The sequence below is a fragment of the Janthinobacterium sp. CG_23.3 genome (genome assembly GCF_046115965.1).
Taxonomy (GTDB): Bacteria; Pseudomonadota; Gammaproteobacteria; order Burkholderiales; family Burkholderiaceae_D; genus Janthinobacterium.
The window spans coordinates 1-24,344 of the sequence record NZ_JBJXIB010000042.1 but is presented as its reverse complement, the minus strand read 5'-3'; the positions used below and the strand labels follow the sequence as shown (position 1 = coordinate 24,344).

Below are 24,344 nucleotides of genomic sequence, written 5' to 3'. Positions count from 1 at the left end.
CAAATTTTATACGATAAGTGCGCCCTTTGCGGCCGCGCGCAAAAATGCCGGCGCCGGTATACACATCCGCCACAGGGGCGTGTCGGCTCGGCGCAAACGCGGGTCGCCCCCGTTCAAGCGGCGCCGCGGCGCGCGTATTTCGGCCGGGCCGGGCGATACCACAACTGCTTGCGCGCGCCGGCGACATGCCTGCGTGACCCGAACGTATCGGCTCACGCAAGCGTGTCGGCTGACGCTACGCTAAGCCGAACGATGTCGCGCGCACCAAGCTTGCGCGAAAGCCGCCTTGGTCAGCGCGCGGCGGGTATCCAGCAAATCTTCGATCAGTTTCTGGGCGTGGCGCAGCAGTTGCGGGTGGCGCGCGTCGCGTGGATGCAGCGCCAGCCGCACCAGCGGCGCCGACCGCTGCAACCAGGCCAGCGGCCGGGCGCAGCGCGGCGACAGGCTGCGCCCGACGCCGTTGCGGGCCGCGTATACCAGGGCCGGCGCGAACAGCGCCTCTTGCCGCGCCAGGCAGTGGAAATAGCACATCGTGGTGGTGTATTCAAACGGGCAGGCGCGCACGGCGCTCCAGGCTTCCTTGCTCAGCAACCAGGCCGGCGCGACAAAGCCCTTGACCGGCCAGTTGCGCCGGCCGAACCAGGCCAGTCCCAGTTCCAGGCGGCGCAGCGCCTGGGCCGCGTCGAGCGCCGCGAACTCGCCCTCGCCCTCGGTGTAGACGGTGCGCAGGAAGCGGTCGCGCCAGCGCCCCGGCGGCGGCGCGGTGTCGAGGTGGAAATAGCCGTGCAGCGCCAATTCGTGCCCCTGCGCCAGCAGCTCCCCCAGCATGGCCTCGTAGGCCGCCGAGTCGACGGCGCTGTGGTGGAAACGCGGCACCACCAGCAGCGTCAGCGGGATCTCGGCGACCGCGCGTACCGCCGCCAGCAGGCGCCGGCAGTCGCGCCAGGTGGCCGGCGCGACGTCGTGGATCGACACGCACAGCGCTTTCGGCTCAGCCGGCGACATAAGCGGCCTCCGTTTCCAGCACCAGGCGCTGATGCGAGGCCAGCAACCCGGCGTAACGCCGCAGCAACTGCGGCATGATACGGTTCCAGTCGTAGCCGTCGCAGGCCTTGCGGCGCGCGTTCGCCGCCAGCGCGCCGCGGTCGCGCCGGTAAATCGCCTCGATGCCCTCGGCCAGGCCGGCGGCGCTGTTCGGCGGCACCAGAATGCCGGTGGCCTCGTCCACCAGTTCGGCCACGCCGCCGGCGCTGGTGCCGACCACCGGCAGGCCGCAGGCCATGGCCTCCAGCACCACCAGGCCGAAGGTTTCACAATCGCCCGGATGGACCAGCAGGTCGCAGCTGGCGATCAGCCCGGCCAGCACGCGCTGGTCGCGCTGGAACGGGATCACGCTGGTGTAGGCGCAGCGCGGCGGCGCAGCGCCGCCGCCGACCAGCAGCAAATGGTAGGGCCGGCCCAGGCGGCGCACCGCGTCGGTCAGCAAGCCGAGCTTTTTCTCGGCGGTAAAGCGGCCGGCGTACAGCAAGAGGCGGGCGTCGTCGGGCAGGCCCAGTTGCGCGCGCAGGGCGGCGTCGCGGCGTTGCGGACAAAACACGTCGGTGTCAATGCCCAGCGGCTGGTGCAGCGCGCCGGCAACGCCCATCGCCTCCAGTTTCTGCGCCATCATCTTGCTGGGCGCCAGCACCAGGTCGAAGCGACGATAGAGTTGCGCCAGGTGGCGCTTGGCCGCGCCCGCGGCCAGCGCGCCGAAGCGGTTGCGCATCAATTGCGGCAAGTCGGAATGATAAAAGGCCACGGCCGGAATCTGCAACTGCCGCGCCGCCTTCAGCGCGGCCCATGCGCAGGGGCCGGCGTCGCCGGCCTCAACCAGGTCCGGCCGCAGCGCCCGCAGCACGCCGGCGGCGGCGCCGACCGAGCGCGGCATCCGGTAGCCATGGATGCCCGGCAGCGCCAGGCTGGGGATGCCGGCCTGGTCGGCCGTGCCGCCGGCGTGCGGGTTGGGGCTGACGATGGTATGCCTGATGCGTTCGCGCCCGGCCAGCCAGCGCGCCTTGGCGTTCAGGTAAGTGCTGACGCCGCCACCCTCGGCCGCGTAAAACATGGTGATATCGACGACATGCATGCCTGCGCCCCCTATGCCGGCGGACCGCCGTCGCCGGAGAGATTGATGCGGATGCCAATTCGACATGCGCGGACGCTTTTCGTTCCTGCGGCCCGGCCGGAACGATGCCGGCGCCGGCGCCGGCGCGCAGGGGCGCCGGCCGCTGCCTCATTCCGGGGTTAACGCCTCCGGCACGTGGTAGGAAAAGGCCTTGCTGTCAAACACCAGCTTCCAGGTCTTCTCCTGCATTTTGACGCCATCGCGCACGCCCTTGGCGGTGACCGTCAACGGCACCGGCACCGCGCCGGACACCGGACCGGTGCGATATGCCCAGCTGGCGTCGTTGCAGCGCAAGGGCACGTCGTCGACCTCGTGCTCGTGCTCGTGCTCGGACTCGTGCTCGGACTCGGTCTGCTCACCCTGCGTCGCGGCGGCCTCGGTGGCGGCGGCCCGCGGATGGCTCTCGCCGTTGGCCCAGGACTTGTAACGCGTTTCCGCCGCAGCGCAATCGATACCCGGGTCCGACGCCAGCGACGCCCTGAACCACGCCAGCACCGCGATATTGTCGCCGTTCGGCGCCAGCACCACGTTGTTGACCGTGACCGTCGCCAGCTTCGGGTCGGCGCCGTCCTGCACCTTGATGACCCAAGCCCACAGTGTCTCGCTCAAGGCCTCGAAACGCACGTTCTCCGGCGTCAACGGCACCGTCCCCTCGTAGCGATAAGGCGAGCTGATTTGAAACAGTTTGCCGGCCTCTTCCTTCTCGCCTGCGCGCACCTGGAAGACGCCGTACATGGCGCCCGGCTCGCCATCGAGCGGCTTGCCGCTGGTAACGAAATACAATTCGTCGCCGTGCGCCCCGTCGCTTGGCTTGGCCTGCTGGACCACCCGCACCACGTAGGTGCGATTGCCCTCGCCGACATACAACCAGCCCTTGTGTTCGTCGGAATACTTGCCGTAGTTGCTGGACATGAGCGAATCGATCATTTCCGTCTCGTCGATGGCGACGTTCTTCGGCTTCTTGCTGTTTTCGTACATGACCACAGCCACCAGCGCGAGCAGCAACACGCCCAACACCGCCAGCGTGTACATCACATAGCGCAGCCAGGGTTGTTTGGGCGCCTTCGGCGGCACCGGCGCGGCGCTCCCGGACGGCGGGGTCGCGTCCGCGTTTGGGCTGGAAATATCAGACATTCTCGTTCCTCAATAAATCGTGATTAATGACAATTGTTGCAAAAACGGAATGTACCAGAAAACCGGCGCGAGCGGCGACCCGTTTGGCGCCCGCGCACGAGACAAAAACAATGGGGAAAGCGCAGCGGTGGCAGGCCGCGGCCGCGAGCCAGAGTATCGGGTCGGCTGGTCCGGCGCGGCCGGGTCCGACCCGACGCCACTACACTTTTTTGACAAACTCCGTCTTCAGGCTCATCGAACCGAAACCGTCGATTTTGCAGTCGATATCGTGGTCGCTGTCGACCAGGCGAATGTTCTTGACCTTGGTGCCCATTTTGACGACGCCGCCGCCGCCCTTCAATTTCAAGTCCTTGATCACGGAAACGGTGTCGCCGTCTTGCAGCACGTTGCCGGCGCAGTCGCAGTAGACCCGGCCCCCCTCTTCCGCGGCCGCGGCGGCTTGCACCGGCCACTCGTGAGCGCACTCCGGGCAGATGTAGGAGGCGCCGTCCTCATAGGTGTACTCGGAATTGCATTGCGGGCAAGCTGGAAGAGCGCTCATGCTGGGTGATCCTTTCGGGTAAGGCAACGGCCGTAAAAAACCGGCAGTATACTGCTTGCGCGGGGCTAGCTTGGATCTATTTCCCCCCTGAGTACCCGCGCCGCCGCGCCGGGAGGCGTTGCCGACGCCAGCCACATGGCCGCTCTTTGAGCGCGCCCAAGAAGCACCGGGCGCCTACGCGTTACATTATTATTAATACAATAATGACGCGGAACTTGCGCCCAGGCGCAGCCCAGATCCGCCACTCGCTTGCCGGCGGCTCACTTGAGGTAGCGCAGCAACTGCCTGAATGAGCGGAACAGGAAGGTGTATCGCAGAGTCATACAAACAAGCCGGTACTGCGACGGAATCGGACCTTAATAAGGAGCAATCATGAACTGTGAAAACCTCGTGCTGGAGCAACTGCGCTTTATCCGGGCGGAAATCGCCGAAGTCAGGGCCGACACGAAAGAAATCAAACACCGCCTCCGCAGCGCCGAAATGGGCGTGGCAAGCTTGCGGCGCGACGGCGGCGATTTCGCCGTCATGCACGCCGGCCAGGAACTGTGCTACGACCGTATCCTCGGCCGCGTCGAACGCATCGAAAAACGCCTCGACTTGGTGGATTGAACGCGCCGTCTTCCATGCATTACTTCAACGCGAAATCGACGCGATTTGGCGCGCCCTTGTCCGCGATGCCGTCCGCCGTCACCTTCGGCGCCACCAGGAAAATGCGCTCGGCCGCGATGACCCCCTTGGTTTCCAGGTAGGCGCGCACCGCCTCGGCGCGCCGGCTGGCCAGCGCCCGCAGGGCGTCGGCGGTGACCGGGGAGTTGGCAAGGATCAGTTTTTCCATCTCGGCCGGCGGCAGGGACTTGACCAGGCCGACGAGGTTGCGCGGCTTGTCGAAAGTTTGCGCCGCATACACTTTCCCCATGTATTTTTCTTTGTCCGCGTCGGTCACGCCGACGTCTTCGGACACCGACTCGCCGCCGCGGTCGAGCGATTCCTTGCGCTTGAACGCGTTCAGCTTGCTGCGCAACACCTGCTGGCGCACGCCGTCCGCGTCGCTGCCGGGGTCCACCCGGCCGATCAGGTCCAGCTTCAGCCCGGGACGCTCGGTCAGCGCCTTGCCAATGGTGTCGAGCTTGCCTTGGCTGGCCTCGGTCAAGCTGGCCGAGCCGGCGGAAAATTCCGCATAACCAAGCTCGTCGCCGCCGCCAAATGCCGAACCGATCAGCGCGAACGGCGACGTCACCGCCTTCACGACCAGGTTCAGGAAAATGCGCACGATAATGCCGCCGAGCGAAAACTGCGGATCGTCCAGGGTGCCGGAGATCGGCAGGTTGATATTGATCTGGCCGTTGCGGTCCTTCAGCAGGGCCACCGCCAGCATCACCGGCAGCTTGGTGGCGGTCGGGCTGTCGATTTTTTCACCGAACGTCAACTGGTCGATGCGCACGTCGTTCTGCGCCACCAGTTTGCCCTGTTCAACCCGGTAACTAACCGCCATCGACAGCTTGCCCTTTTCAATCGCGTAGCCGGCGTACTTGGCCGCGTACGGCGTCAACCGCGGCAGCTCGACGCCATTCGCGCTGGCTTTGATGTCGAGGAACATCGGCGAGAACAGCGGGTTCAGCGTGCCGGAAATGGCGACCGCCGCGTCGTTGTCGATCTTGCCGCTCAAGTCGAGCGGGGCCGGCTGCGGCTTGTCCGAGGCGATCGCGCCGACGGTGCCGTTCATGCCCGTCATATTGGCGGTGTAATTCGGTTTGACGAAATTGTCGGTGTAGTTGATGTTGCCGCCTTTAATCGTAACCTGGCCGATCCTGATGACCGGGGCGTTCGACTTGGGCGGCGGCGGCGCCACGACCGCGGTGGCAAGCGGCGCCGCCCTGGACGGCGCGGCCGGCTCGGCCGAGGTCAGCGACGCTGCCGGCGCGCCGATCGGCGCGTTTTTCGACACCACGATATTGCCCAGGTTCAGCTTGGCCGACTCCGACAAAATGATGCGCGCGTAAAAATCGCTCAGCGCGACCTTTTCCAGCCCAATGTTTTGGCGCGGGCCGCCCAGGCTGAGGTTGATACCGTTAAAGTCGAGCGCGCGCCATTTCAGGAAATCGGCGGCGTTCTCCTTGTCGAGCATGCGGAAATTGGCCAGGCGCAGCATGCCGCGGTAGGTGGTGGCCGTTTCCTTGCCGGCGTCGGCCGGCACCAGCAGCAATGTCCCCTTGCCGCTGGCCTGGCCCGAGGCCAGCGTGACGTTCAGGTAGTCGGCGAAATACGGTTGCAACGCCGGCACCTGCAGGTTCTGGGCGTCGATAGCCAAATCATAGGACTTGAATTGCGGCGCGATACTGCCATCGATCGACAACTTGCCGGTTTTGTTGAGCTGGGTGCGCAGCGTTACCTTCAGCGGTCGGTCGAACCGGCTGGAGATGTCGTCGAGCGTCAGGTTCAAGTCGTCGGCGCGCAGCTTGACGGCCGGCTTCACGGCGCCGTCGGTATAGGCGAGGGCGCCGTCGCTGACGGCGAACTGCTTGAGCGCCAGTAACCAAGCCGGCGCGGCCTTGTCCGCCGCGGCCGCCTTGGCCGGGCCGCCCACCCGGCCGGACAATTGCTGCACATTGAATGCGCCGCGGGCGTCGCGCCGCACCTCGCCCTGCAACCCGGCCAGGCGCAAGGCGTCGGCGGCGACGGTGCGGGCGGCGGCGTCGACGCTGGCGTTTTCAAGACCGATACGCTGGGCGCCGACGACATCGCCCGGGCCAAGGAATAATTGCGGCTGCACGATCTCGACTTTTTCCAGCGCGCCGACGCCGGCGAGGAGGTCAAGCTTGCGCAACTGCAGCAGCATTTCCTGCGCCTTCAACAAGGGCGCGGCGCGGTTGTCGTGCAACACGACATCGGCCAGTTTGATGGTGCCGGACAGCACCACCTGCGGCCGGCCCCGGTTTCGCACGAAGGTCAAGTCGAGCTTGGTCGACAGCTTGGCGCTCTGCACCGCCAGCGGCAACGCCACCGGGGAAAATTTCATGTAGCTGGCCAGGTCGAGGCGTTCGACGTCCAGCGCGAGCGCGGTGTCCTGGCTGCCGGCGAACGGTTTGCTGCGTCCTTTCAACACGAACTGCGAACCGTTCACCGTCGCCGACAGGCGCGGTTGCACGAAGGAGTCGACCTGATCCGGGAAATTGGACAGGTACGGCAAGCCGATGCTGAGCGCTTCAACCTTGACCTGTTTGTCGTTGAAGCGGTCGTCGAAGGTGATCGCGCCGTGTTCAAGCTGGATGTTGGCGACCGAAAACAGCGTCGGCTCCGCGCTTTTTGGCATTGCCAGCACGCGCTCGATCACATCGGAAAAGTTATAGCGGGCCACGCCGGCGTCGCCGGTGCGCACAATATGCAGTTGCGGGCCGACCAGCCTGACCTCGCTCAGCAAGGGCGCCAGTTTGAACAAGGCGGCCGGGGTGACGCCGACCAGCAGCGTCCGCGCCGAAAAAGCGGCGCTGGTCTTGTCCCGCTCGTAGAGGAGGAAATCGGACACCGTCAACACCAGCTTGAACGGGTCGAAGGCGACCGCGCCGATGCTGGCCTTGCGGCCGATTTTGGCTTCAATTTGTTGTTCGCCAAAATGTTTGACCAGCGGCGGCAGCGCCAGCCAGACGGCGCCCACCAAGAGCGCGAGCAGGAGTAGCGTGAAGCCAAGCCAGCGCGCGGCGCGCAGTGGCCAGCGCGAACGCGGGGAGTTTGCCATTTTTTCCTTATTATCGACATTGTCCGCAACGCTGTGCAAGACAGAATTGCCAGTCTAACTGTATATATAAACGCCAAAAATGGACGCCGGGCGGCCCTGAACGCGGGCGCGTTAAGGTGCCCATTGGGCAACAGTGGATATTATCGCTGAAACTTGCGCGCCGTGCGCCACGGAAACCACGCCGGCACAGCCGTGCGCGGCGCCCAAGCGATGGCTCGCCTGGCGCACGCGCAGCCGCACTTCGGGCATGCCGCGTCGTCTCGGTAAGTGCCTGCTTGCCTGTGTAGTTGGGTACGATTACACTGCACCAACAAATTCATCATCAAGCGATCCGCCGGCCGCGTCGGGTGGCAATCGCAACGCCTCACATGTGTCGGAGAAAAAAATGGGGAAATATCTCCTGATGTTGGTCGCCTGCCTGGCTTTCGGAACTGGCCCTGTGCTTGCCAGCGACAAGGACATGAACATCGTTTTCATTGCGAAATCGCCCGATCAAGAGTTTTGGAAATTCATGCGCGACGGCGTCGAGCGCGGCATCCGCGAGGAAGGGCATATCGCGCTCACTTGGCGCGGTCCGACCTACAGCGATAAAACCGACGAGCAAATCAAGCTCCTGCAGATGTACACCACTGCCGGCGTTGACGCGATCATTATCGCCCCAACCGACAGGGCGCGCCTGGCGGGGCCTGTGGCGCGGGCCGTGGCGACGGGCATCAAAGTCGTCGTGGTCGACTCCGAACTGGACGGCGACCGCCATTTGAACTTCATCACGACGGACAATTTCGCCGCGGGACAGCTGGCGGCGGAACATATGTCGACGTTGCTGAATGCGCGCGGCAAAGTAATGGTCTTACGCACGGTGACGGGCAGCGGCTCGACCGAAGAGCGTGCCCGCGGCTTTATCGCCTACCTGAAACGAAATGCGCCCCGCATTCGCGTCGTCGCCGACGAGTATGGCGGCGCCACACGCGACCAGGCCACCCGCGGCTCGGCGAAGCTCTTGAAAAAATTCCCGTCCGTTGACGGTGTCTTTGCCGTCAATGAATCCTCTACCGAAGGCATGTTACGTGCCCTGCGCGAGCTTGGCGTGGCCGGGAAGAAGAAATTCATCGGATTTGACCCGACGGATTTCCTGCTCGGCGGCCTGGCGCTACAGGACATCAATGGACTGGTGGTGCAGAATCCGCGCCAGATGGGATATCTGGGCATCAAGGCCGCGGTAGCGGCGGTACGCAACGCCCCCGTCAAAGACCGTATTATCTTCACCGGAGCGGTGATGGTGACCCCGGCGAACCACAAGAACTCGGAAATCCAGTCCTTGCTGCTGCCTTAACGGGTACTCGGACTCGATGCCGGGGCAAGAATCATTCGGAATGATCATCTGACCAATTGTTTGTATTGGCAACACCTTATCGCTCCACTGCCGACGAAGAGCGGGTCGAATCGGTCCGCGTTTTTGCGCGAGCCAAGCCAGTACAGGGAAATGAGTTATTGACGAGGATCCAGACGGCACCAGCCGGCGGATGTGTCGCGATATTGGCAGGCCGCAGCGAAGCGACAGTTCTTGCGTCGTCGTTAGCTTGTATTCGATGGTCCGCCCGGAGGGAATCGAACCCCCATGATCGCTTTAGAAGAGCGAGGTCCTATCCGTTGAACGACGGGCGGATTGAAGCCGATATTTTACCCGCTGGCAGCGGTTTTGTGACGGCACTTTATACTCTTGATGCAAGCCGAGCTACCGAAGGTTATATCCGGCCGAGCTATCGGCAGAATGAATACTCAAGAACATTCAAATGCCATACACGAAATGAAAAGCGGGCTGCCAAGAATCTGACAGCCCGCTTATATTTTGGTCGGAGTACAAGGATTCGAACCTTGGACCCCCTGGTCCCAAACCAGGTGCGCTACCGGGCTGCGCTACACTCCGAAGACAAGATAATACCGTCTGGGGCCCACTCCGTCAATCGCCCAAGGAAAATTAAATCAAAATAGCTATCGAAGCTGCTTGCATGATGGCATCAGACTACCGCTCCGCCGAGCCGCCGGGCGCAGCTTCGGACCATTGACTTGATACACAATCCGCTGGCCTTCCTCGAGCGGTGCCTGCCAGCGCCAACGACAAGCACACCGGCCCCGCTTGCGCCTATTGCGGACCAGCCACGGCCACGGTCGCCACGATACCCTGCGCCACGGCGCCGGCGAAATCGCTTTCCGCGCGCGCCAGCAATTCACCCGCGGGCTCCCGCAGACTGGACGCGATGACGGCGCGGTTGCGTCCCTGCGACTTGGCATAATACAGCGCCATGTCCGCCAGTTGCACCGCCTTCTCCCAGCCGAAATGCGCTTCCGGCAAGTCGCAGAATGGCATAGGCACCGTGCCGGCGCTGATCTTCACTGGCACCTGCACGTCGCCGCAATCGACGGGCGCCGTGCCCACGCTGTGCAGTAGCCGCTCCACCATCGCTTCGATCTGGTTCGGCGGCATCCCCGGCGCAAAGACCAGGAATTCCTCGCCGCCCCATCGCAGCACGATATCGCTGCTGCGCACCGCCTCCGTCAGGCGCCGCGCCACCTCGACCAGCGTGCGGTCGCCCACGGCATGGCCCCAGCGGTCGTTGATCTGCTTGAAGTGGTCGATATCGATGATCGTGATGGCGTCGATGCCGCTGCCGCGCTGCTGGCGCCGCTCCGCCTCGGGCAGGCCGGCCCGTCGCTGCATGCGTTCCAGGAACACGCGGCGGTTGAACAGCCCCGTCAGCGGATCGCGCGTGGCGTGGAATTCCAGCTGTGTATTCAAACGTTCCAGTTCGGCGTTGGCGCTGGTGGCCCGGCGGTATTGAAGGTACACGAATACGCCCGCCACCAGCAGCAGCGCGGCCGCGATACCGATGACCCACTGTTCTTGGCGCTTGTTGCTGATCACCGCGTCCTTCAGCAGATTGTCGCGCGCCAGCTGGCCGATCTGGCGCTGGCGCCGGTCGGCTTCGAACTTCTCCTGCAGCGCGGCCAGCAACCCTTTCTGGACGTCCTGCTGCTCGCGCACGAACGTCAGCGCTTCACGTGGCCGCCCGGCTCCCTCGAGCATGCGGCTGGTTTCGTCCAGCATGCTGACCAGGTCGCCACTCGCGTTTGATGCGCGTAGCGAAGCAATCACTTCATGGATGTACGGCAGCGCCGCGTCGACCTTGCCCTGCCCACCCAGCGCAAAACCGAGATTGGCCTTGGCCATCAGCGTCGAACTGGCGTCGCCTACTTGCAGCGATTTCGCCAACGCCTTGCGCGCCGCCACCTCCGCCTTCATATACTGGTGCGCGCGCAGATAATGGTTGGCGATGTTGCCGAGTATGGTGCCCTCCATCGCCACCAGCCCCGCGCGCTCGGCCGTTGCGAGCGCCAATTCGAACGCGGCCAGACCCTCGGCGTTGCGGTCCAGCGCCACGTAGGCGATGCTCTGCGCGAACAGCAGCCAGGCAAGCGGCCTGGCTACGATGGCGCCACGGTAGGCGTCCAGCGCGGACGTCGCCATCTCCAGCCCCTTTTCGGGGTTACTCATGTTGACGTAAAGACGGCTGATCAGCATCACCGCCTGCAGGCGCGAGCGCAGCGTCGCCTCGCCGCTGCCCTCGGCGCGCCTCAGCACGGCAAGATAGCGACTTGTGCCAGCGTGGCGGCGTCGTCGGCCCGCGCGACTGGCGCCCACAGTGTCGCCGCCAGCAGGGCGGCTCTCGCCAGGGTACTGGCCCGGCGCACCGGAAATGAAGACAAAACGTTCATGGCTGCAGGTGCCGGCGCGATCAGCGCGGCGCGAAAAGGTCGGTTACGTACCCGCGCGGGAAGCGCGTCCGTGGGTGCCGGGCGAGTCGGAATCGGGCGGCGGTCGCAGCGCGGCAGCTAGGTCGAGGCGGCGGCGATCGTCCCAGCATGATTAATTGCCACAAGGAAATCAAGCAATGATTGGCCCGGCGGCCTCGCCATGGCAATTTCGGCCTGTGTCGGCGCAACGCCTTCCGGGTGGCAGCCACCCGGACCCAGTGGAAACCGAGCATACACGCCGCGCGCGCCCGGGGGCCTGCTCCCGGGCTGGCAGGCCCGAATCGAAACGGGAACAATCAGAGTTGTCGGGATCCCCGGCCAACGAGGCCGCCGGGACGCGTGTGCGAACCCGACTTAGCGAACCTTATCAAACATCGCCACGTACAGCGCCAAGTCGCGTTCGCTTGCCGCCTGCCCTCCCGCGTGGGAATAGCCAATGACCGCGTAAGAATAAAAACGGGCGAGTGCCGCCGCGTCATCTACCGACCAGCCTATCTCATGCAGCAGCTGCGTAATATACGATAGCCGGCCCTGCCGCACGGGATACAGTGGAGAATGATATGGAATGGAGCTGGAAAATCATGGTCGCGTGGGGAATAACCCTCCTGGGGATTCTTCATATAGGGATGGCGGTCGTGCGCTTCCGGCATCCGTTTGCCGCTGCGCTGCAGGACGGGTTTATCGGTGCTTTTTCGGCCAATGATTCACGCGCGTTGCCGCGCGGTTCACCTTGTTTGGACCTGCCATAACGGTATGCGGGCATCTTGCAATACGTGCCGCTACCGTGTCAGATCTTGAGACCCTGAAAATCATCGGTCTTTATTTGTCTGCCACCGCCTTGTTCGGCGTGGCGGCCTTTCCCAACTCGCCGATCTGGGCGCTTTTGTTATTATCAATTGCCCTTGTTACGATTGGATATGGTCGGCTCGCGTGAGCTACCGGGTGATTGACCACTCCAGCGTCATTGATACGTTTCCCCGACTGACCATACACTTGCGCGCCAAGAACCGCGTCTTGCGCGCGCCGGCCCGGACGCAACCCGTAGCTGTACTCGCTGAAGGGCTCGCACACGCTGAACACTTGCAGCAGGTTCCCCCGTCTCAGCGCCGCAGGCAGCAGGCAGCAGCGCCGATCCTGACTTCCTGGCGCATGGCGCGGGCTTCGTCGCTGTGGTCAGCTCGCGGCGGGACTTGCACCCACAGGAGTGCACCCATGCTGGGCGCACACGTGAAAAGGGCCGCCATAGTGGGCGGCCCTTCGCATATTCGCGGCGGTTTGGGCCGGCGGCGCCGGCGCCCCCTCCCTACCGCCGGAGGCTTAGGCCACGACTTTGTCGGCGATGCGCTGCGCCATGGCTTTGGCGTGCTCGGCGCTCTTGGCCTCGACCATGACGCGAATCAACGGCTCGGTGCCGGATGCGCGGATCAGCACGCGGCCGGTATCGCCCAGTTCCCGCTCGACTTTTTCCTTTTCGCCGACCATGGCCGGGTTCTTTTGCCAGTCGAAGCCCGCCGCGACGCGCAGGTTGATCAAGGTTTGCGGGAACAGCACCAACTCGCTGGTGCATTGCTCCAGCGTCTTGCCGCTACGCTTGAGCGCCGACAGCACCTGCAACGCCGATACGATGCCGTCGCCGGTGGTGTGCTTGTCCAGGCACAGCAGGTGGCCCGAGCCTTCGCCGCCGAGGATCCAGCCACGCTCTTTCATCACCTCCAGCACGTAGCGGTCGCCCACCTTGGCGCGCGCAAAGCCGATACCCATTTCCTTGAACAACACTTCCAGCGCCATATTGGTCATCAGGGTGCCGACCGCGCCCGGCACCGGGCCGGTTGCCAGGCGGTCCTTGACCATCACGTACAGCAGCTCGTCGCCGTTATACAGGCGGCCCTTGCCGTCGCACATGATCAACCGGTCGGCGTCGCCGTCGAGGGCGATGCCGAGGTCGGCGCCGTGCTCGACCACCGCCGCCGCCATTGCGGCCGGCGCCGTCGCGCCAAAGCCCGCGTTGATGTTAAAGCCGTCCGGCTTGTTGCCGATGGCGATCACTTCGGCGCCCAGTTCGTGGAACACGTGCGGCGCGATGTGGTAGGCGGCGCCATGGGCGCAGTCGACGACGATTTTCATGCCGCGCAGGTCCAACTCGTTGGGGAAGGTGCCCTTGCAAAATTCAATGTAGCGGCCCTGGGCGTCGGCCAGGCGCTTGGCGCGCCCCAGCTTCTCCGACGCCACGCAGGACATCGGCGTGTCGAGCGCCAGTTCGATTTCCTGCTCGGTCGCGTCGGGCAATTTGGTGCCCTGGTGCGAAAAGAATTTGATGCCGTTGTCGTGGAACGGGTTGTGCGACGCCGAGATGACCACGCCGGCAGCCAGGCGCAGCGCCCGCGTCAGGTAGGCGATCGCCGGCGTCGGCATCGGGCCGGCCAGCATGACGTCGACGCCGGCGGCCGAGAAGCCCGCCTCCAGCGCCGCTTCCAGCATATACCCGGAGATGCGCGTGTCCTTGCCGATCAGCACGGTCGGCTTGATCGCGGCGGTCTGGGCCTTGGCCAAGACTTTACCGGCGGCGTAGCCGAGGCGCATCACGAAGTCAGGGGTGATTGGCGCGGCGCCGACCAGACCGCGGATGCCGTCTGTTCCGAAGTATTTACGTGTCATTTTAGTCTCTTCTATCAAGTTGATTACTTACGTATGTTGTTAGCGCGCCGCGTGCCATACGCTCAGCGCGTCGACAGTCTCAGCCACATCATGCACCCGTACGATATCGGCGCCATGCGCTACCGCAGCCAATGCGCCGGCCAGGCTGCCGGCCAAGCGCCGCTCCACCGGCTTGCCGGTGACGGCCCCGAGCATCGATTTGCGCGACAGGCCGGCCAGCATCGGCAGGCCCAGTTCGGCGCGGATCTGCCCGCTGGCCTTGAGCAGCGCGAAGTTGTGTTCGACCGTCTTGCCGAAACCATAGCCGGGGTCGATGCAAAGGCGCTCGCGCTCGACGCCGGCCGCCGTCAGGGCAGCGACCCGCTCGCGCAGGAAGTCGACGACCTCGCGCACCACGTCGCCATATTCCGGGCGCGCCTGCATGGTTTGCGGCACGCTTTGCATGTGCATGATGCACAAGGCACAGTCGCTGCCGCGCACCGCCTCGATCGCGCCCGGCGCGCGGAAGGCGTTGATGTCGTTGATCATATCGGCGCCGGCCAGGATGGCTTCGCGCATCACCTCCGGCTTGTACGTGTCGACCGACAGCGGCTTGCCGCAGTCGCGCAGAGCGTACAGCGCCGGCATGACACGCTGCAGCTCGTCCGCCAGCGACAGCGCGGGCGCGCCGGGCCGGCTCGATTCGCCGCCGATGTCGATAATGTCGACGCCTTCGGCAACCATCTCGTCGGCGCGGGCCAGGGCAAACTCCAGCGACTGGAACTGGCCGCCGTCGGAAAACGAATCGGGCGTGACGTTCAGGATGCCCATTACCAGGGCCTTGCCGCCCGGGGCGGTGAGGTTGAAGCCAAACCGGCCGAATTGAAAGTATTGTCGCATGGGACTGGGAAACGGTAGGAAAAACGGCAGGAGGCCGCACGACGGAAAAGGGCAAGGATCGCTCCTCGCCCCTTTACTGACGGCACGAAGCCGACATCAAACGGCCAGCGTCAGGCTGGCGCCGTGACGTTCGGCGAGATGCCGCCGGCGCCGCTGTCGCCCGAATTGCGGCGCGGCGGCACGCCGGCCTTCGGCAGGCGCGGCTCCAGGCCAGCCATGATGTCGTTGATCTGGTCGGCGTCGATGGTTTCCCATTCGAGCAGAGCCTTCGTCATCACTTCCACCTTGTCGCGGTTCTCTTCCAGCAGCTTGCGCGAAATCGCATACTGGGTGTCGAGGATATTGCGGATCTCGGCGTCGACCTTTTGCTGGGTCGCCTCCGAAATCGTCTTGGCCGAGCCGCCGAAGAAGCCATCTTGCTGGCTGTCCTCGTAGACCATCACGCCCATGCTGTCGGACATGCCGAAGCGTGTCACCATCGAACGCGCCAGTTTGGTGGCGCGGGAAAAATCGTTCGAGGCGCCGGTCGACATTTGGCCGACGAAAATTTCCTCGGCGATGCGCCCGCCGAAGAGAATCGAGATCTCTTCGAGCATCTTGTCCTTGTAGCCGGACAGGTTGTCGTGCTCTGGCAACTGCCAGGTCAGGCCGAGGGCGTAGCCGCGCGGCATGATCGTCACCTTATGCACCGGATCGGCCTTCGGCAACAGTTTCGCCACCACCGCGTGGCCCGACTCGTGGTAGGCGGTATTGCGACGCTCTTCCTCGCGGATGATCATCGACTTGCGCTCGGGACCCATGAAGATCTTGTCTTTGGCATCTTCGAAATCGGACATTTCCACCAGGCGCTTGCTGCGGCGGGCCGCGAACAGCGCCGCCTCGTTGACCAGGTTGGCCAGGTCGGCGCCGGAAAAGCCGGGGGTGCCGCGGGCCAGGATGTCGGCCTTGACGTCGGTGCTGATTGGCACTTTGCGCATGTGCACGTTCAAGATCTGTTCGCGGCCGCGGATGTCCGGCAAGCCCACCGACACTTGGCGGTCGAAGCGGCCCGGACGCAGCAGCGCCTTGTCGAGCACGTCCGCGCGGTTGGTCGCGGCAACGACGATGACGCCGGAATTGGCCTCGAAACCGTCCATCTCGACGAGCAACTGATTCAAGGTTTGTTCGCGCTCGTCGTTGCCGCCGCCCATGCCGGCGCCGCGGTGGCGGCCGACGGCGTCGATTTCATCGATGAAGATGATGCACGGCGAATGTTTCTTGGCGTTCTCGAACATGTCGCGCACGCGCGAGGCGCCCACGCCGACGAACATCTCGACGAAATCGGAGCCGGAAATCGAGAAGAACGGCACCTTGGCTTCGCCGGCGATGGCGCGCGCCAGCAGCGTTTTACCGGTGCCCGGAGGGCCGACCATCAGCACGCCGCGCGGAATGCGCCCGCCCAGCTTCTGGAACTTGGTCGGGTCCTTGAGGAAATCGACCACTTCGTTGACTTCTTCCTTGGCCTCGTCGCAACCGGCGACGTCGGCGAAGGTGACGGTGTTATTGGCCTCGTCCATCATGCGCGCCTTCGACTTGCCGAACGAGAAGGCGCCGCCCTTGCCGCCGCCCTGCATTTGCCGCATGAAGAACACCCAGACGCCGATCAACAGCAGCATCGGGAACCAGGAAACGAACACTTGCTGCAGCAGCGACGGCTCTTCCGGCGGTTTGACGTCGAAACGCACGCCGTTTTCGCGCAGGTCGCCGATCAGGCCGCGGTCGAGGAAGGTAGCGGTGGTGCGGACCTTGCTGTCGTCGATGCGGGTGGCGGTAATGTTGCCGCCCTCGATCAAGACTTCCTTGACGCGCTTGGCTTTGACCTCATCCAGCAAATCGGAATAAGCGATGGCCTTGCTGCCGCCCGCGACGCCGTGGCTGTCAAATTGTTTGAACAACATGAAAAGAAGCAGGGCAACGACAACCCAGATGGCAGATTTGGAAAACATGTTATTCACGAAGACTCCTTGGATGCGGTACGCATCTTTTTCCTATAGCTGAAAACACGATTTTACTCGCAATAAGCGGGCCGTGCCAAAGCCTGCCGATGCGTGCGCGCAAAAAACACCGCGCGCACGCGGGAAGCGTAACCGGGCTTATGTGCCTGCGAGCATTTTCATACCCTCACGGCATTACCCTTCCCTGCTTTGATGTGCGGCTACAAGCGTCAAATATCAAGGGCGGATTCGTCCAGAAGCGGCTTATTTTCCGCCGCATTCTTGACGCCACGTCCCAAAAGGAAGATTTCCGACGATTTATCGCGGCTGGCCTTGGGTTTTTTCTGCGTCACCACCTTGAACTCGGCGCGGAATTTCTCCACGATCTGGCTGTAGCCGGTGCCGTTGAAGCACTTCACCAGCAAGGCGCCGGACGGTTTCAGGTGCAGTTGCGAGAATTCGATGGCCAAATCGATCAAATGCTCCATGCGCGCCGCGTCCGCCGAGGCGATGCCCGACAGATTGGGCGCCATGTCCGACAACACCAGGTCGGCTTTGCGCCCCTGCAACACCACTTCCAGCTGGCGCAGCACGCGCGCTTCGCGGAAGTCGCCCTGGATGAAGTTGAAGTCGGCAATCGGCTCCATCGGCAGCATGTCGAGACCGATCAGGGTGCCGTCGATGCCGCCGCCGTCCTTGCCGGCCAGCTTGCGGCGCAGGTATTGCGCCCAGCTGCCCGGGGTGCAGCCGAGGTCGACGATCACCTGGCCGTGTTTGACAAGTTTTTCGTCCTCGTCGATTTCCTTGAGCTTGTATGCGGCCCGGGCACGATAGCCCTCTTTCTGCGCCAACTTCACATATGGATCATTTATGTGGTCGTGCAACCAGTTTTTGTTTAATTTCTTCTTTGCCATTCGCGTAGAATACTGCTTTTAAGGGATTACTAAAAATTATTATGCTAAAACTTACACCCGTAGAGCGCAGCGCACTGCGCGCCGAAGCTCACGCGCTGAAGCCTATCGTCATCATTGGCGAAGCGGGCTTGACACCTGCCGTACTCAAAGAAATCGATCTTGGCCTGGATTCGCACGGTCTGATTAAGGTCCGCGTATTCGGCGACGACCGCGAAGCCCGCGTGGGGATGTACGAGACGATTTGCGGCGATCTCGGCGCCGCTCCGGTACAACATATTGGCAAACTGCTGGTGATCTACCGTCCGAAAAAAGAAGTTGTCAAAGAACGCAGCGTCACCACGGGCAAGGGTATGCGCGAAGTGACCATCGTCAAGGCCAGTGCCAGCGGAACCAAGCGTCCGTCGGTCACCAAAGTCATGATCAAGGGCAATGAGCGCGTTACCGAAGGCGGCTCCATCAAGCGCGCCAAGCCGCGTCAGAAGAGCGCCAAGAAAAGCGCGCTGGGCAGCAAGTAAGCCCAGCCAGGCAACCCGCCACCGGCGGGCCGGTCCGCAACCCCTGGGTTGCGGACCGGCCCGCTTTTTTTCGTCCGCCGCGCCCGCCCCGGTCGCGCTCGATTGCACATTTATCGACTGACGAGCGTTTTACTGTTGTTTTTAGCGCTGCTTCCAGATGAGCACGCCGGCCAGCGCGCTCTGCACCATGTACACCAGCATCGAGGCGCCGTGCAGCACGCCGAACAGCTTGCGCTGCGGCGACGCGTCCAGGCCGCCCGGCCCGGCCGCCTCGCGGATGCCGGCGATCAGCGGCTGGATGCCGAGGTAGTTCAGCAGCACGCAGCCGAGCATCGCCAGCACCAGGGCGAACAACAGGCGGCGCCGCTTAGGTTCCAGGTCGGCGCCACTCCAGGCCAGCAAGGCCAGCATCAGCAACGCGAACGCGGCCGACAGCAGCGCGCCGGCGCGGAACATGCTGCCGGCAATCGTGCCCGCCAGCGCGCGGTCGGCCAGCGTGGCAAACAGCACCGGCGCCACCAGATAGCCGACCGTCCACAGGCTGCCGGCCCACAAGGTCGCCACGGCGACACGCACGCGCGCCAGCGGCATCAGATGTACAACACTTCCAGGATTTCGTATTCGCGCGGACCGGACGGCGCCTGCACCTCCACCACGTCGCCGGCGTACTTGCCGATCAGCGCGCGGGCGATCGGCGAGGTCACCGACACTTTGTTCAATTTCAAGTCGGCTTCGTCGAGGCCGACGATCTGGTAGGTCACCTTGGTGCCCCTTTCCAGGTCTTCCAAGTTGACGGTGGCGGCGAACACCACGCGCCCTTCCGCGTCCAGCGTGGCCGGGTCGATGATCTGGGCCGCGCCCAGCTTGCCTTCCAGTTCGGCGATGCGGCCTTCGACGAAGGCTTGGCGCTCCTTGGCGGCGTCGTATTCGGCGTTTTCCGACAGGTCGCCGTGCGAACGGGCTTCCGAGATCGCGTCGATGACGATGCGGCGCTCTTTGGTCTTAAGCTGATGCAACTCCGCTTTCAACAGTTCTGCGCCGTATTTGGTAAGTGGGACTGAGGTCATGTTTTATCTACTAAGTTGTCGGTGGAACCGGTCCACCAAGTGAAAACCACAGAGGCCGCGCGATACTGCCGCGCGGGGCTCTGTGGTCAAGGGTGCCGCAAACAGGCTTAGTGTAAGGTTTTATGCAGACCTTGTAAATCGTAGACGCGCAACTCGTCGAGATGACGGATCCCCTCCACCGCCGCTTCGGCGCCGGCGATGGTGGTGTAGGTGGTCACGTGCGCGGCCAGCGCCGAGGTGCGGATGGCCCGCGAATCGACGATGGCGCTGCGTTTTTCCTCGACCGTGTTGACGACCAGAACGATTTCATGGTTCTTGATCATGTCGACGATGTGCGGACGCCCTTCGATCACCTTGTTTACCGGCGTCACCGGGATGCCGGCGGCGGAAATCACCGCGGCGGTGCCCTTCGAGGCCACCAGCGTGAAGCCGATGTCGACCAGGTCGCGCGCCACCTGCACGGCGCGCGGCTTGTCCGACGCCTTGACGCTCAGGAAGACCTTGCCCGACTTCGGCAATTTGACGCCGGCGCCCAGTTGCGACTTGACGAACGCCTCGCCGAAAGTCATGCCCACGCCCATCACTTCGCCGGTCGACTTCATCTCGGGGCCGAGGATGGTGTCGACGCCAGGGAACTTGACGAACGGGAAGACGGCTTCCTTGACGCTGAAGTAAGGCGGCACCACTTCCTGCGTGATGCCCTGCGACGCCAGCGACTGGCCGACCATGCAGCGGGCGGCGATCTTGGCCAGTTGCAGGCCGGTGGCCTTGGAGACGAACGGCACCGTGCGCGAGGCGCGCGGATTGACTTCCAGCACGAACACGACGTCTTGCATCTGGCCGTCGATCTCTTGCTTCTGGATCGCGAACTGCACGTTCATCAGGCCGACCACGTTCAAGCCCTTGGCCATCAGCGCGGTCTGGCGCTTCAGTTCGTCGATGGTTTCCTGCGACAGCGAGTACGGCGGCAGCGAGCAGGCCGAGTCGCCCGAATGCACGCCGGCTTGTTCGATATGCTCCATGACGCCGCCGATGAAGGTGGTTTCGCCGTCGGAGATGCAATCGACGTCGCACTCGATGGCGTCGTTCAGGAAGCGGTCCAGCAACACCGGCGAATCGTGCGAGACCTTGACCGCTTCGCGCATGTAGCGCTCGAGGTCGCGTTGCTCGTGGACGATTTCCATCGCCCGCCCGCCCAGCACGTACGAGGGGCGCACCACCAGCGGATAACCGATTTCCTGCGCCAGGCGCAACGCGTCCTCTTCGGTGCGGGCGGTGCGGTTAGGCGGCTGGCGCAGCTCGAGCTTGTGCAACAACTGCTGGAAACGCTCGCGGTCTTCGGCGGCGTCGATCATGTCCGGCGAGGTGCCGATGATCGGCACGCCGTTCGCTTCCAGGTCCAGCGCCAGCTTCAACGGCGTCTGGCCGCCGTACTGGACGATAACGCCGACCGGTTTTTCCAGCGCGACGATTTCCAGCACGTCTTCCAGCGTCAGCGATTCGAAATACAGGCGGTCCGAGGTGTCGTAGTCGGTCGACACGGTTTCCGGGTTGCAGTTGACCATGATGGTCTCGTAACCGTCTTCGCGCATCGCCAGCGCCGCGTGCACGCAGCAATAGTCGAATTCGATACCCTGGCCGATGCGGTTCGGGCCGCCGCCCAGCACCATGATCTTTTTCTTGTCGCTCGGATTGGACTCGCACTCTTCATCGTAGGTCGAGTACATGTAGGCGGTGTCGGTGGCGAATTCCGCGGCGCAGGTGTCGACCCGCTTGTAGACCGGGCGGATGTTGAGCGCGTGGCGCCTCAGGCGCACCGCCGTGTCGGTGGTTTGCAGCAGGAAGCCCAGGCGACGGTCCGAGAAACCTTTTTGCTTCAACTTGTACAGCGTGGTCTTGTCGAGCGCGTCGAGCGACTGGGTGTCGAGCCACAGTTCGAGGTCGACGATTTCCTTGATCTGGATCAGGAACCACGGGTCGATATGGGTCAGCTGGTGCACTTCTTCCATCGTGAAGCCCTGGGCGAAGGCGTCGCCGACGTACCAGATGCGCTCCGGACCGGGCTCGCCCAGCTCTTCCTCGATCTTCTCGCGGTCCTTGGTCTTCTCGTTCAGGCCGTCGACGCCCACTTCCAGGCCGCGCAGGGCTTTCTGGAACGATTCCTGGAAGGTGCGGCCGATCGCCATCACCTCGCCGACCGACTTCATCTGCGTGGTCAGGTGGTGGTCGGCGGTCGGGAACTTCTCGAACGTGAAACGGGGGATCTTGACGACGACGTAATCGATCGACGGCTCGAACGAGGCCGGGGTCTGGCCGCCGGTGATCTCGTTGCGCAGCTCGTCGAGCGTGAAGCCGACCGCCAGCTTGGCGGCGATCTTGGCGATCGGGAAACCGGTTGCCTTCGAGGCCAGCGCCGACGAGCGCGACACGCGCGGATTCATTTCGATGACGATCATGCGGCCGTCGGCCGGGTTGATCGAGAACTGCACGTTGGAGCCGCCGGTGTCGACGCCGATCTCGCGCAATACCGCCAGCGAGGCGTTGCGCATGATCTGGTATTCCTTGTCCGTCAGCGTCTGCGCCGGCGCCACCGTGATCGAGTCGCCGGTGTGCACGCCCATCGGGTCGAGGTTTTCGATCGAGCAGATGATGATGCAGTTGTCCGCCTTGTCGCGCACCACTTCCATCTCATACTCTTTCCAGCCGATCAACGATTCTTCGATCAGCAACTCCTTGGTCGGCGACGCTTCCAGGCCGCGCTTGCAAATCGTTTCGAACTCTTCCTCGTTGTAGGCGATGCCGCCGCCGCTGCCGCCCATCGTAAACGACGGCCGGATGATGGTCGGGAAACCCAGCTCGCGCTGCACGGCCCACGACTCGTCCATCGAGTGGGCCACGCCGGAGCGGGCCGAACCGAGGCCGATCTTGGTCATCGCCTGCTTGAACTTGGAGCGGTCCTCGGCCTTGTCGATGGCTTCCGGGGAGGCGCCGATCAACTCGACCTTGTATTTTTCCAGCACGCCGTTGTTGTGCAGGTCCAGCGCGCAGTTCAACGCGGTCTGCCCGCCCATCGTCGGCAGGATCGCGTCGGGACGCTCCTTGGCGATAATGCGCTCGACAACCTTCCACGTGATCGGCTCGATGTAGGTCACGTCGGCCATTTCCGGGTCGGTCATGATGGTCGCGGGGTTGCTGTTGACCAGGATGACTTTGTAGCCCTCTTCGCGCAGGGCCTTGCACGCTTGCGCGCCGGAATAGTCGAATTCGCAAGCCTGACCGATAACGATCGGGCCGGCGCCAATAATCAGAATACTTTTAATATCTAAACGTTTAGGCATTTTTCTTTTTCTCCACCGCATCCATCAAGCCGATGAAGCGATCAAACAGGTAAGCAACATCCATTGGGCCAGGCGACGCTTCCGGGTGGCCCTGGAAGCAGAACGCCGGCTTGTCCGTGCGGGCGAAGCCCTGCAGCGAAGCGTCGAACAGCGACTCGTGCGTAACGCGGCAATTGGCCGGCAAGGTCGCCGCGTCGACCGCGAAACCGTGGTTCTGCGACGTGATCAGCACTTGCTTCGAGTCCAGGTCCTGCACCGGGTGGTTGGCGCCGTGGTGGCCGAACTTCATCTTCAGGGTCTTCGCGCCGGAGGCCAGCGCCATGATCTGGTGGCCCAGGCAGATACCGAACACGGGAATGCCGCGCTCGATCAACTCCTTGGTCGCGGCGATCGCGTAGTCGCACGGTTCCGGGTCGCCGGGGCCGTTCGACAGGAAGATGCCGTCCGGGTTCAGCGCCAGCGCGTCGGCCGCCGAAGCCTGGGCCGGCAACACCGTCACCTTGCAGCCGCGCGCGGTCAGCATGCGCAGGATGTTGCGCTTGACGCCGTAGTCGAAGGCCACCACGTGGAACTTGGAATCGGCCAGCTTGCCGTAGCCCTCGCCCAGCGTCCACTCGGTTTCGGTGAACTCGTAGGCGGCCTTGGTCGAGACCACCTTGGCCAGGTCCATGCCGGACAGGCCGGGGAAGGAACGCGCCAGTTCCAGCGCTTGCGCGGCGGACGGCTCGTTGCCTTGGGTACCCACCAGGATGGCGCCGCTCTGGGCGCCCTTTTCGCGCAGGATGCGGGTCAGCTTGCGGGTATCGATGCCGGCGATGGCGACGATGTTCTCGGCCTTCAGATAGTCGCCGAGCGACTGGGTCGAGCGGAAATTCGAGGCCAGCAACGGCAGGTCGCGGATGATCAAACCGGCGGCGTGCACCTTGGATGATTCCACGTCTTCCGGGTTGACGCCGGTGTTGCCGATGTGCGGATAGGTAAGGGTCACGATCTGGCGGCAGTAGCTCGGATCGGTGAGGATTTCCTGATAGCCGGTCATGGAAGTGTTGAACACCACCTCGCCCGTCGTATGACCGGCGGCACCGATGGAAAATCCTTTGAAAATCGTTCCATCAGCAAGCGCTAAAATGGCTGGAACGGCAGGGCCAGAAAAAAATGGCGGCAAGGGCAACTCCTGATAAAGTTACCGTAGCTGCGCCACGTCAGACCGACCGCCAAGCATCCCAAGCAGCTGCGGCTTGAGGGTCAACGGTCATAATGAATGATGGGATGGTGGTAGTCGGCTACGGTATGTGTAAGAATGGCTAAACCTTGCAATTATAGCGCATCGGCGCCCTTCCGGCAATCGCCGCGACCCCAAAAAGGGCGCAAAAATAGCCGCCGGCGACACATGCCGGCGGCGCCCCGCACCGGCGTCCGACAACGTTAAACTATTGCCAAGCAAGCTAGTTCCGAGCGCGGCCGGGCCGGCTTCGATGATCCGACGTGGAAGCCGACTGGCTGTTAAGCGCAGATACAAGGAAGTCGGGGGGGGGGGGGGGGGGGGGGGGGGGGGGGGTGGGGGGGGGGGGGGGGGGGGGGGGGGGGGGGGGGGGGGGAGGGAGGGGGGGGGGGGGAG

At 63.7% G+C, this 24,344-nt stretch carries 19 protein-coding genes and 2 tRNA genes; 5 read left to right on the top strand and 16 right to left on the bottom strand.

What is annotated here, in order from left to right:
- Positions 1 to 240: 240 nt before the first annotated feature.
- The 4 genes from ACFDR9_RS12120 to ACFDR9_RS12105 form a co-directional block, all read right to left on the bottom strand.
- Positions 241 to 1,005 carry a DUF2334 domain-containing protein gene (locus ACFDR9_RS12120; RefSeq protein WP_017876249.1) on the bottom strand — a complete coding sequence of 255 codons (765 nt, stop codon included), beginning with the start codon at positions 1,003 to 1,005 and terminating at the stop codon, positions 241 to 243.
- Positions 992 to 2,125 (bottom strand): glycosyltransferase, encoded by a 1,134-nt coding sequence (locus tag ACFDR9_RS12115; protein WP_409031148.1) that lies wholly within the window; start codon positions 2,123 to 2,125, stop codon positions 992 to 994. Before ACFDR9_RS12115 ends, ACFDR9_RS12120 begins: the two co-directional genes overlap by 14 nt.
- Positions 2,126 to 2,272: 147 nt before the next feature.
- Positions 2,273 to 3,298, bottom strand: a complete 1,026-nt coding sequence (locus ACFDR9_RS12110) for a hypothetical protein (RefSeq protein WP_409031147.1) — start codon at positions 3,296 to 3,298, stop codon at positions 2,273 to 2,275.
- A gap of 199 nt (positions 3,299 to 3,497) precedes the next feature.
- Positions 3,498 to 3,839 (bottom strand): zinc ribbon domain-containing protein YjdM, encoded by a 342-nt coding sequence (locus tag ACFDR9_RS12105; RefSeq protein WP_026132775.1) that lies wholly within the window; start codon positions 3,837 to 3,839, stop codon positions 3,498 to 3,500.
- A gap of 372 nt (positions 3,840 to 4,211) precedes the next feature.
- On the opposite strand from ACFDR9_RS12105, the gene ACFDR9_RS12100 reads away from it, so the two are divergent.
- Positions 4,212 to 4,448, top strand: coding sequence for a hypothetical protein (locus ACFDR9_RS12100; protein WP_017876253.1), 237 nt, complete (start codon positions 4,212 to 4,214; stop codon positions 4,446 to 4,448).
- A 19-nt stretch (positions 4,449 to 4,467) separates the two neighbouring features.
- On the opposite strand, the gene ACFDR9_RS12095 is transcribed toward ACFDR9_RS12100, so the two are convergent.
- Positions 4,468 to 7,572, bottom strand: a complete 3,105-nt coding sequence (locus ACFDR9_RS12095; RefSeq protein ID WP_409031146.1) for a DUF748 domain-containing protein — start codon at positions 7,570 to 7,572, stop codon at positions 4,468 to 4,470.
- A gap of 385 nt (positions 7,573 to 7,957) precedes the next feature.
- Here ACFDR9_RS12095 and ACFDR9_RS12090 point away from each other — a divergent pair, with 385 nt between their 5' ends.
- A complete protein-coding gene (locus ACFDR9_RS12090; RefSeq protein WP_409031145.1) occupies positions 7,958 to 8,905 on the top strand; it encodes a substrate-binding domain-containing protein in 948 nt (315 codons plus the stop codon).
- A 257-nt stretch (positions 8,906 to 9,162) separates the two neighbouring features.
- Here ACFDR9_RS12090 and ACFDR9_RS12085 read toward each other — a convergent pair.
- From ACFDR9_RS12085 to ACFDR9_RS12075, 3 genes are all read right to left on the bottom strand, one after another.
- A tRNA-Arg gene (locus ACFDR9_RS12085) sits at positions 9,163 to 9,237 on the bottom strand.
- A gap of 185 nt (positions 9,238 to 9,422) precedes the next feature.
- Positions 9,423 to 9,499 (bottom strand) — tRNA-Pro (locus ACFDR9_RS12080).
- 216 nt (positions 9,500 to 9,715) lie between these two features.
- Entirely contained in the window at positions 9,716 to 11,212 is a 1,497-nt protein-coding gene (locus tag ACFDR9_RS12075) for a diguanylate cyclase (protein ID WP_409031144.1), read from the bottom strand.
- Positions 11,213 to 11,945: 733 nt separating this feature from the next.
- Between ACFDR9_RS12075 and ACFDR9_RS12070 the strand changes: the two genes are divergently transcribed.
- Complete coding sequence (locus ACFDR9_RS12070) at positions 11,946 to 12,134, top strand: hypothetical protein (protein WP_409031143.1); 189 nt, start codon at positions 11,946 to 11,948, stop codon at positions 12,132 to 12,134.
- Positions 12,116 to 12,319: a hypothetical protein gene (locus tag ACFDR9_RS12065; protein WP_409031142.1), complete on the top strand. Its 204-nt coding sequence runs from the start codon at positions 12,116 to 12,118 to the stop codon at positions 12,317 to 12,319. The genes ACFDR9_RS12070 and ACFDR9_RS12065 overlap by 19 nt, the downstream gene beginning before the upstream one ends.
- 383 nt (positions 12,320 to 12,702) lie before the next feature.
- Here ACFDR9_RS12065 and glmM read toward each other — a convergent pair whose 3' ends face one another.
- The 4 genes from glmM to ACFDR9_RS12045 all read right to left on the bottom strand — a co-directional run bounded on the left by glmM (position 12,703) and on the right by ACFDR9_RS12045 (position 17,806).
- Positions 12,703 to 14,040, bottom strand: coding sequence for a phosphoglucosamine mutase (glmM, locus tag ACFDR9_RS12060; protein WP_409031141.1), 1,338 nt, complete (start codon positions 14,038 to 14,040; stop codon positions 12,703 to 12,705).
- A gap of 39 nt (positions 14,041 to 14,079) precedes the next feature.
- The gene (gene folP / locus ACFDR9_RS12055) at positions 14,080 to 14,919 is read right to left on the bottom strand and encodes a dihydropteroate synthase (RefSeq protein WP_409031140.1); all 840 of its coding nucleotides are present in this window, start codon (positions 14,917 to 14,919) and stop codon (positions 14,080 to 14,082) included.
- Between the two features lie 110 nt (positions 14,920 to 15,029).
- On the bottom strand, positions 15,030 to 16,913 hold the full coding sequence (gene ftsH / locus ACFDR9_RS12050; RefSeq protein ID WP_026132777.1) for an ATP-dependent zinc metalloprotease FtsH: 1,884 nt from the start codon (positions 16,911 to 16,913) through the stop codon (positions 15,030 to 15,032).
- Between the two features lie 209 nt (positions 16,914 to 17,122).
- Positions 17,123 to 17,806 carry an RlmE family RNA methyltransferase gene (locus ACFDR9_RS12045; RefSeq protein WP_017876261.1) on the bottom strand — a complete coding sequence of 228 codons (684 nt, stop codon included), beginning with the start codon at positions 17,804 to 17,806 and terminating at the stop codon, positions 17,123 to 17,125.
- A gap of 41 nt (positions 17,807 to 17,847) precedes the next feature.
- Between ACFDR9_RS12045 and ACFDR9_RS12040 the strand changes: the two genes are divergently transcribed.
- Positions 17,848 to 18,321 (top strand): YhbY family RNA-binding protein, encoded by a 474-nt coding sequence (locus ACFDR9_RS12040; RefSeq protein WP_026132778.1) that lies wholly within the window; start codon positions 17,848 to 17,850, stop codon positions 18,319 to 18,321.
- Positions 18,322 to 18,462: 141 nt separating this feature from the next.
- Here the strand turns inward: ACFDR9_RS12040 and ACFDR9_RS12035 are convergent, their stop codons facing one another.
- The 4 genes from ACFDR9_RS12035 to carA form a co-directional block, all read right to left on the bottom strand.
- Entirely contained in the window at positions 18,463 to 18,912 is a 450-nt protein-coding gene (locus ACFDR9_RS12035) for a DUF4149 domain-containing protein (protein ID WP_017876264.1), read from the bottom strand.
- Complete coding sequence (gene greA / locus ACFDR9_RS12030) at positions 18,912 to 19,388, bottom strand: transcription elongation factor GreA (protein ID WP_026132779.1); 477 nt, start codon at positions 19,386 to 19,388, stop codon at positions 18,912 to 18,914. Before greA ends, ACFDR9_RS12035 begins: the two co-directional genes overlap by 1 nt.
- Positions 19,389 to 19,495: 107 nt before the next feature.
- Positions 19,496 to 22,726: a carbamoyl-phosphate synthase large subunit gene (gene carB / locus ACFDR9_RS12025; RefSeq protein WP_017876266.1), complete on the bottom strand. Its 3,231-nt coding sequence runs from the start codon at positions 22,724 to 22,726 to the stop codon at positions 19,496 to 19,498.
- Positions 22,719 to 23,891 carry a glutamine-hydrolyzing carbamoyl-phosphate synthase small subunit gene (gene carA, locus ACFDR9_RS12020; protein ID WP_035787573.1) on the bottom strand — a complete coding sequence of 391 codons (1,173 nt, stop codon included), beginning with the start codon at positions 23,889 to 23,891 and terminating at the stop codon, positions 22,719 to 22,721. The genes carB and carA overlap by 8 nt, the downstream gene beginning before the upstream one ends.
- Positions 23,892 to 24,344: the final 453 nt, after the last annotated feature.

Excerpts from the sequence above, each read along its gene's own strand:
- ACFDR9_RS12120 (WP_017876249.1), bottom strand. The coding sequence starts at position 1,005 with ATGTCGCCGGCTGAGCCGAAAGCGCTGTGCGTGTCGATCCACGACGTC.
- ACFDR9_RS12115 (WP_409031148.1), bottom strand. The coding sequence starts at position 2,125 with ATGCATGTCGTCGATATCACCATGTTTTACGCGGCCGAGGGTGGCGGC.
- ACFDR9_RS12110 (WP_409031147.1), bottom strand. The coding sequence starts at position 3,298 with ATGTCTGATATTTCCAGCCCAAACGCGGACGCGACCCCGCCGTCCGGG.
- ACFDR9_RS12105 (WP_026132775.1), bottom strand. The coding sequence starts at position 3,839 with ATGAGCGCTCTTCCAGCTTGCCCGCAATGCAATTCCGAGTACACCTAT.
- ACFDR9_RS12100 (WP_017876253.1), top strand. The coding sequence starts at position 4,212 with ATGAACTGTGAAAACCTCGTGCTGGAGCAACTGCGCTTTATCCGGGCG.
- ACFDR9_RS12095 (WP_409031146.1), bottom strand. The coding sequence starts at position 7,572 with ATGGCAAACTCCCCGCGTTCGCGCTGGCCACTGCGCGCCGCGCGCTGG.
- ACFDR9_RS12090 (WP_409031145.1), top strand. The coding sequence starts at position 7,958 with ATGGGGAAATATCTCCTGATGTTGGTCGCCTGCCTGGCTTTCGGAACT.
- ACFDR9_RS12070 (WP_409031143.1), top strand. The coding sequence starts at position 11,946 with ATGGAATGGAGCTGGAAAATCATGGTCGCGTGGGGAATAACCCTCCTG.
- glmM (WP_409031141.1), bottom strand. The coding sequence starts at position 14,040 with ATGACACGTAAATACTTCGGAACAGACGGCATCCGCGGTCTGGTCGGC.
- folP (WP_409031140.1), bottom strand. The coding sequence starts at position 14,919 with ATGCGACAATACTTTCAATTCGGCCGGTTTGGCTTCAACCTCACCGCC.
- ACFDR9_RS12045 (WP_017876261.1), bottom strand. The coding sequence starts at position 17,806 with ATGGCAAAGAAGAAATTAAACAAAAACTGGTTGCACGACCACATAAAT.
- ACFDR9_RS12040 (WP_026132778.1), top strand. The coding sequence starts at position 17,848 with ATGCTAAAACTTACACCCGTAGAGCGCAGCGCACTGCGCGCCGAAGCT.
- ACFDR9_RS12035 (WP_017876264.1), bottom strand. The coding sequence starts at position 18,912 with ATGCCGCTGGCGCGCGTGCGTGTCGCCGTGGCGACCTTGTGGGCCGGC.
- greA (WP_026132779.1), bottom strand. The coding sequence starts at position 19,388 with ATGACCTCAGTCCCACTTACCAAATACGGCGCAGAACTGTTGAAAGCG.
- carB (WP_017876266.1), bottom strand. The coding sequence starts at position 22,726 with ATGCCTAAACGTTTAGATATTAAAAGTATTCTGATTATTGGCGCCGGC.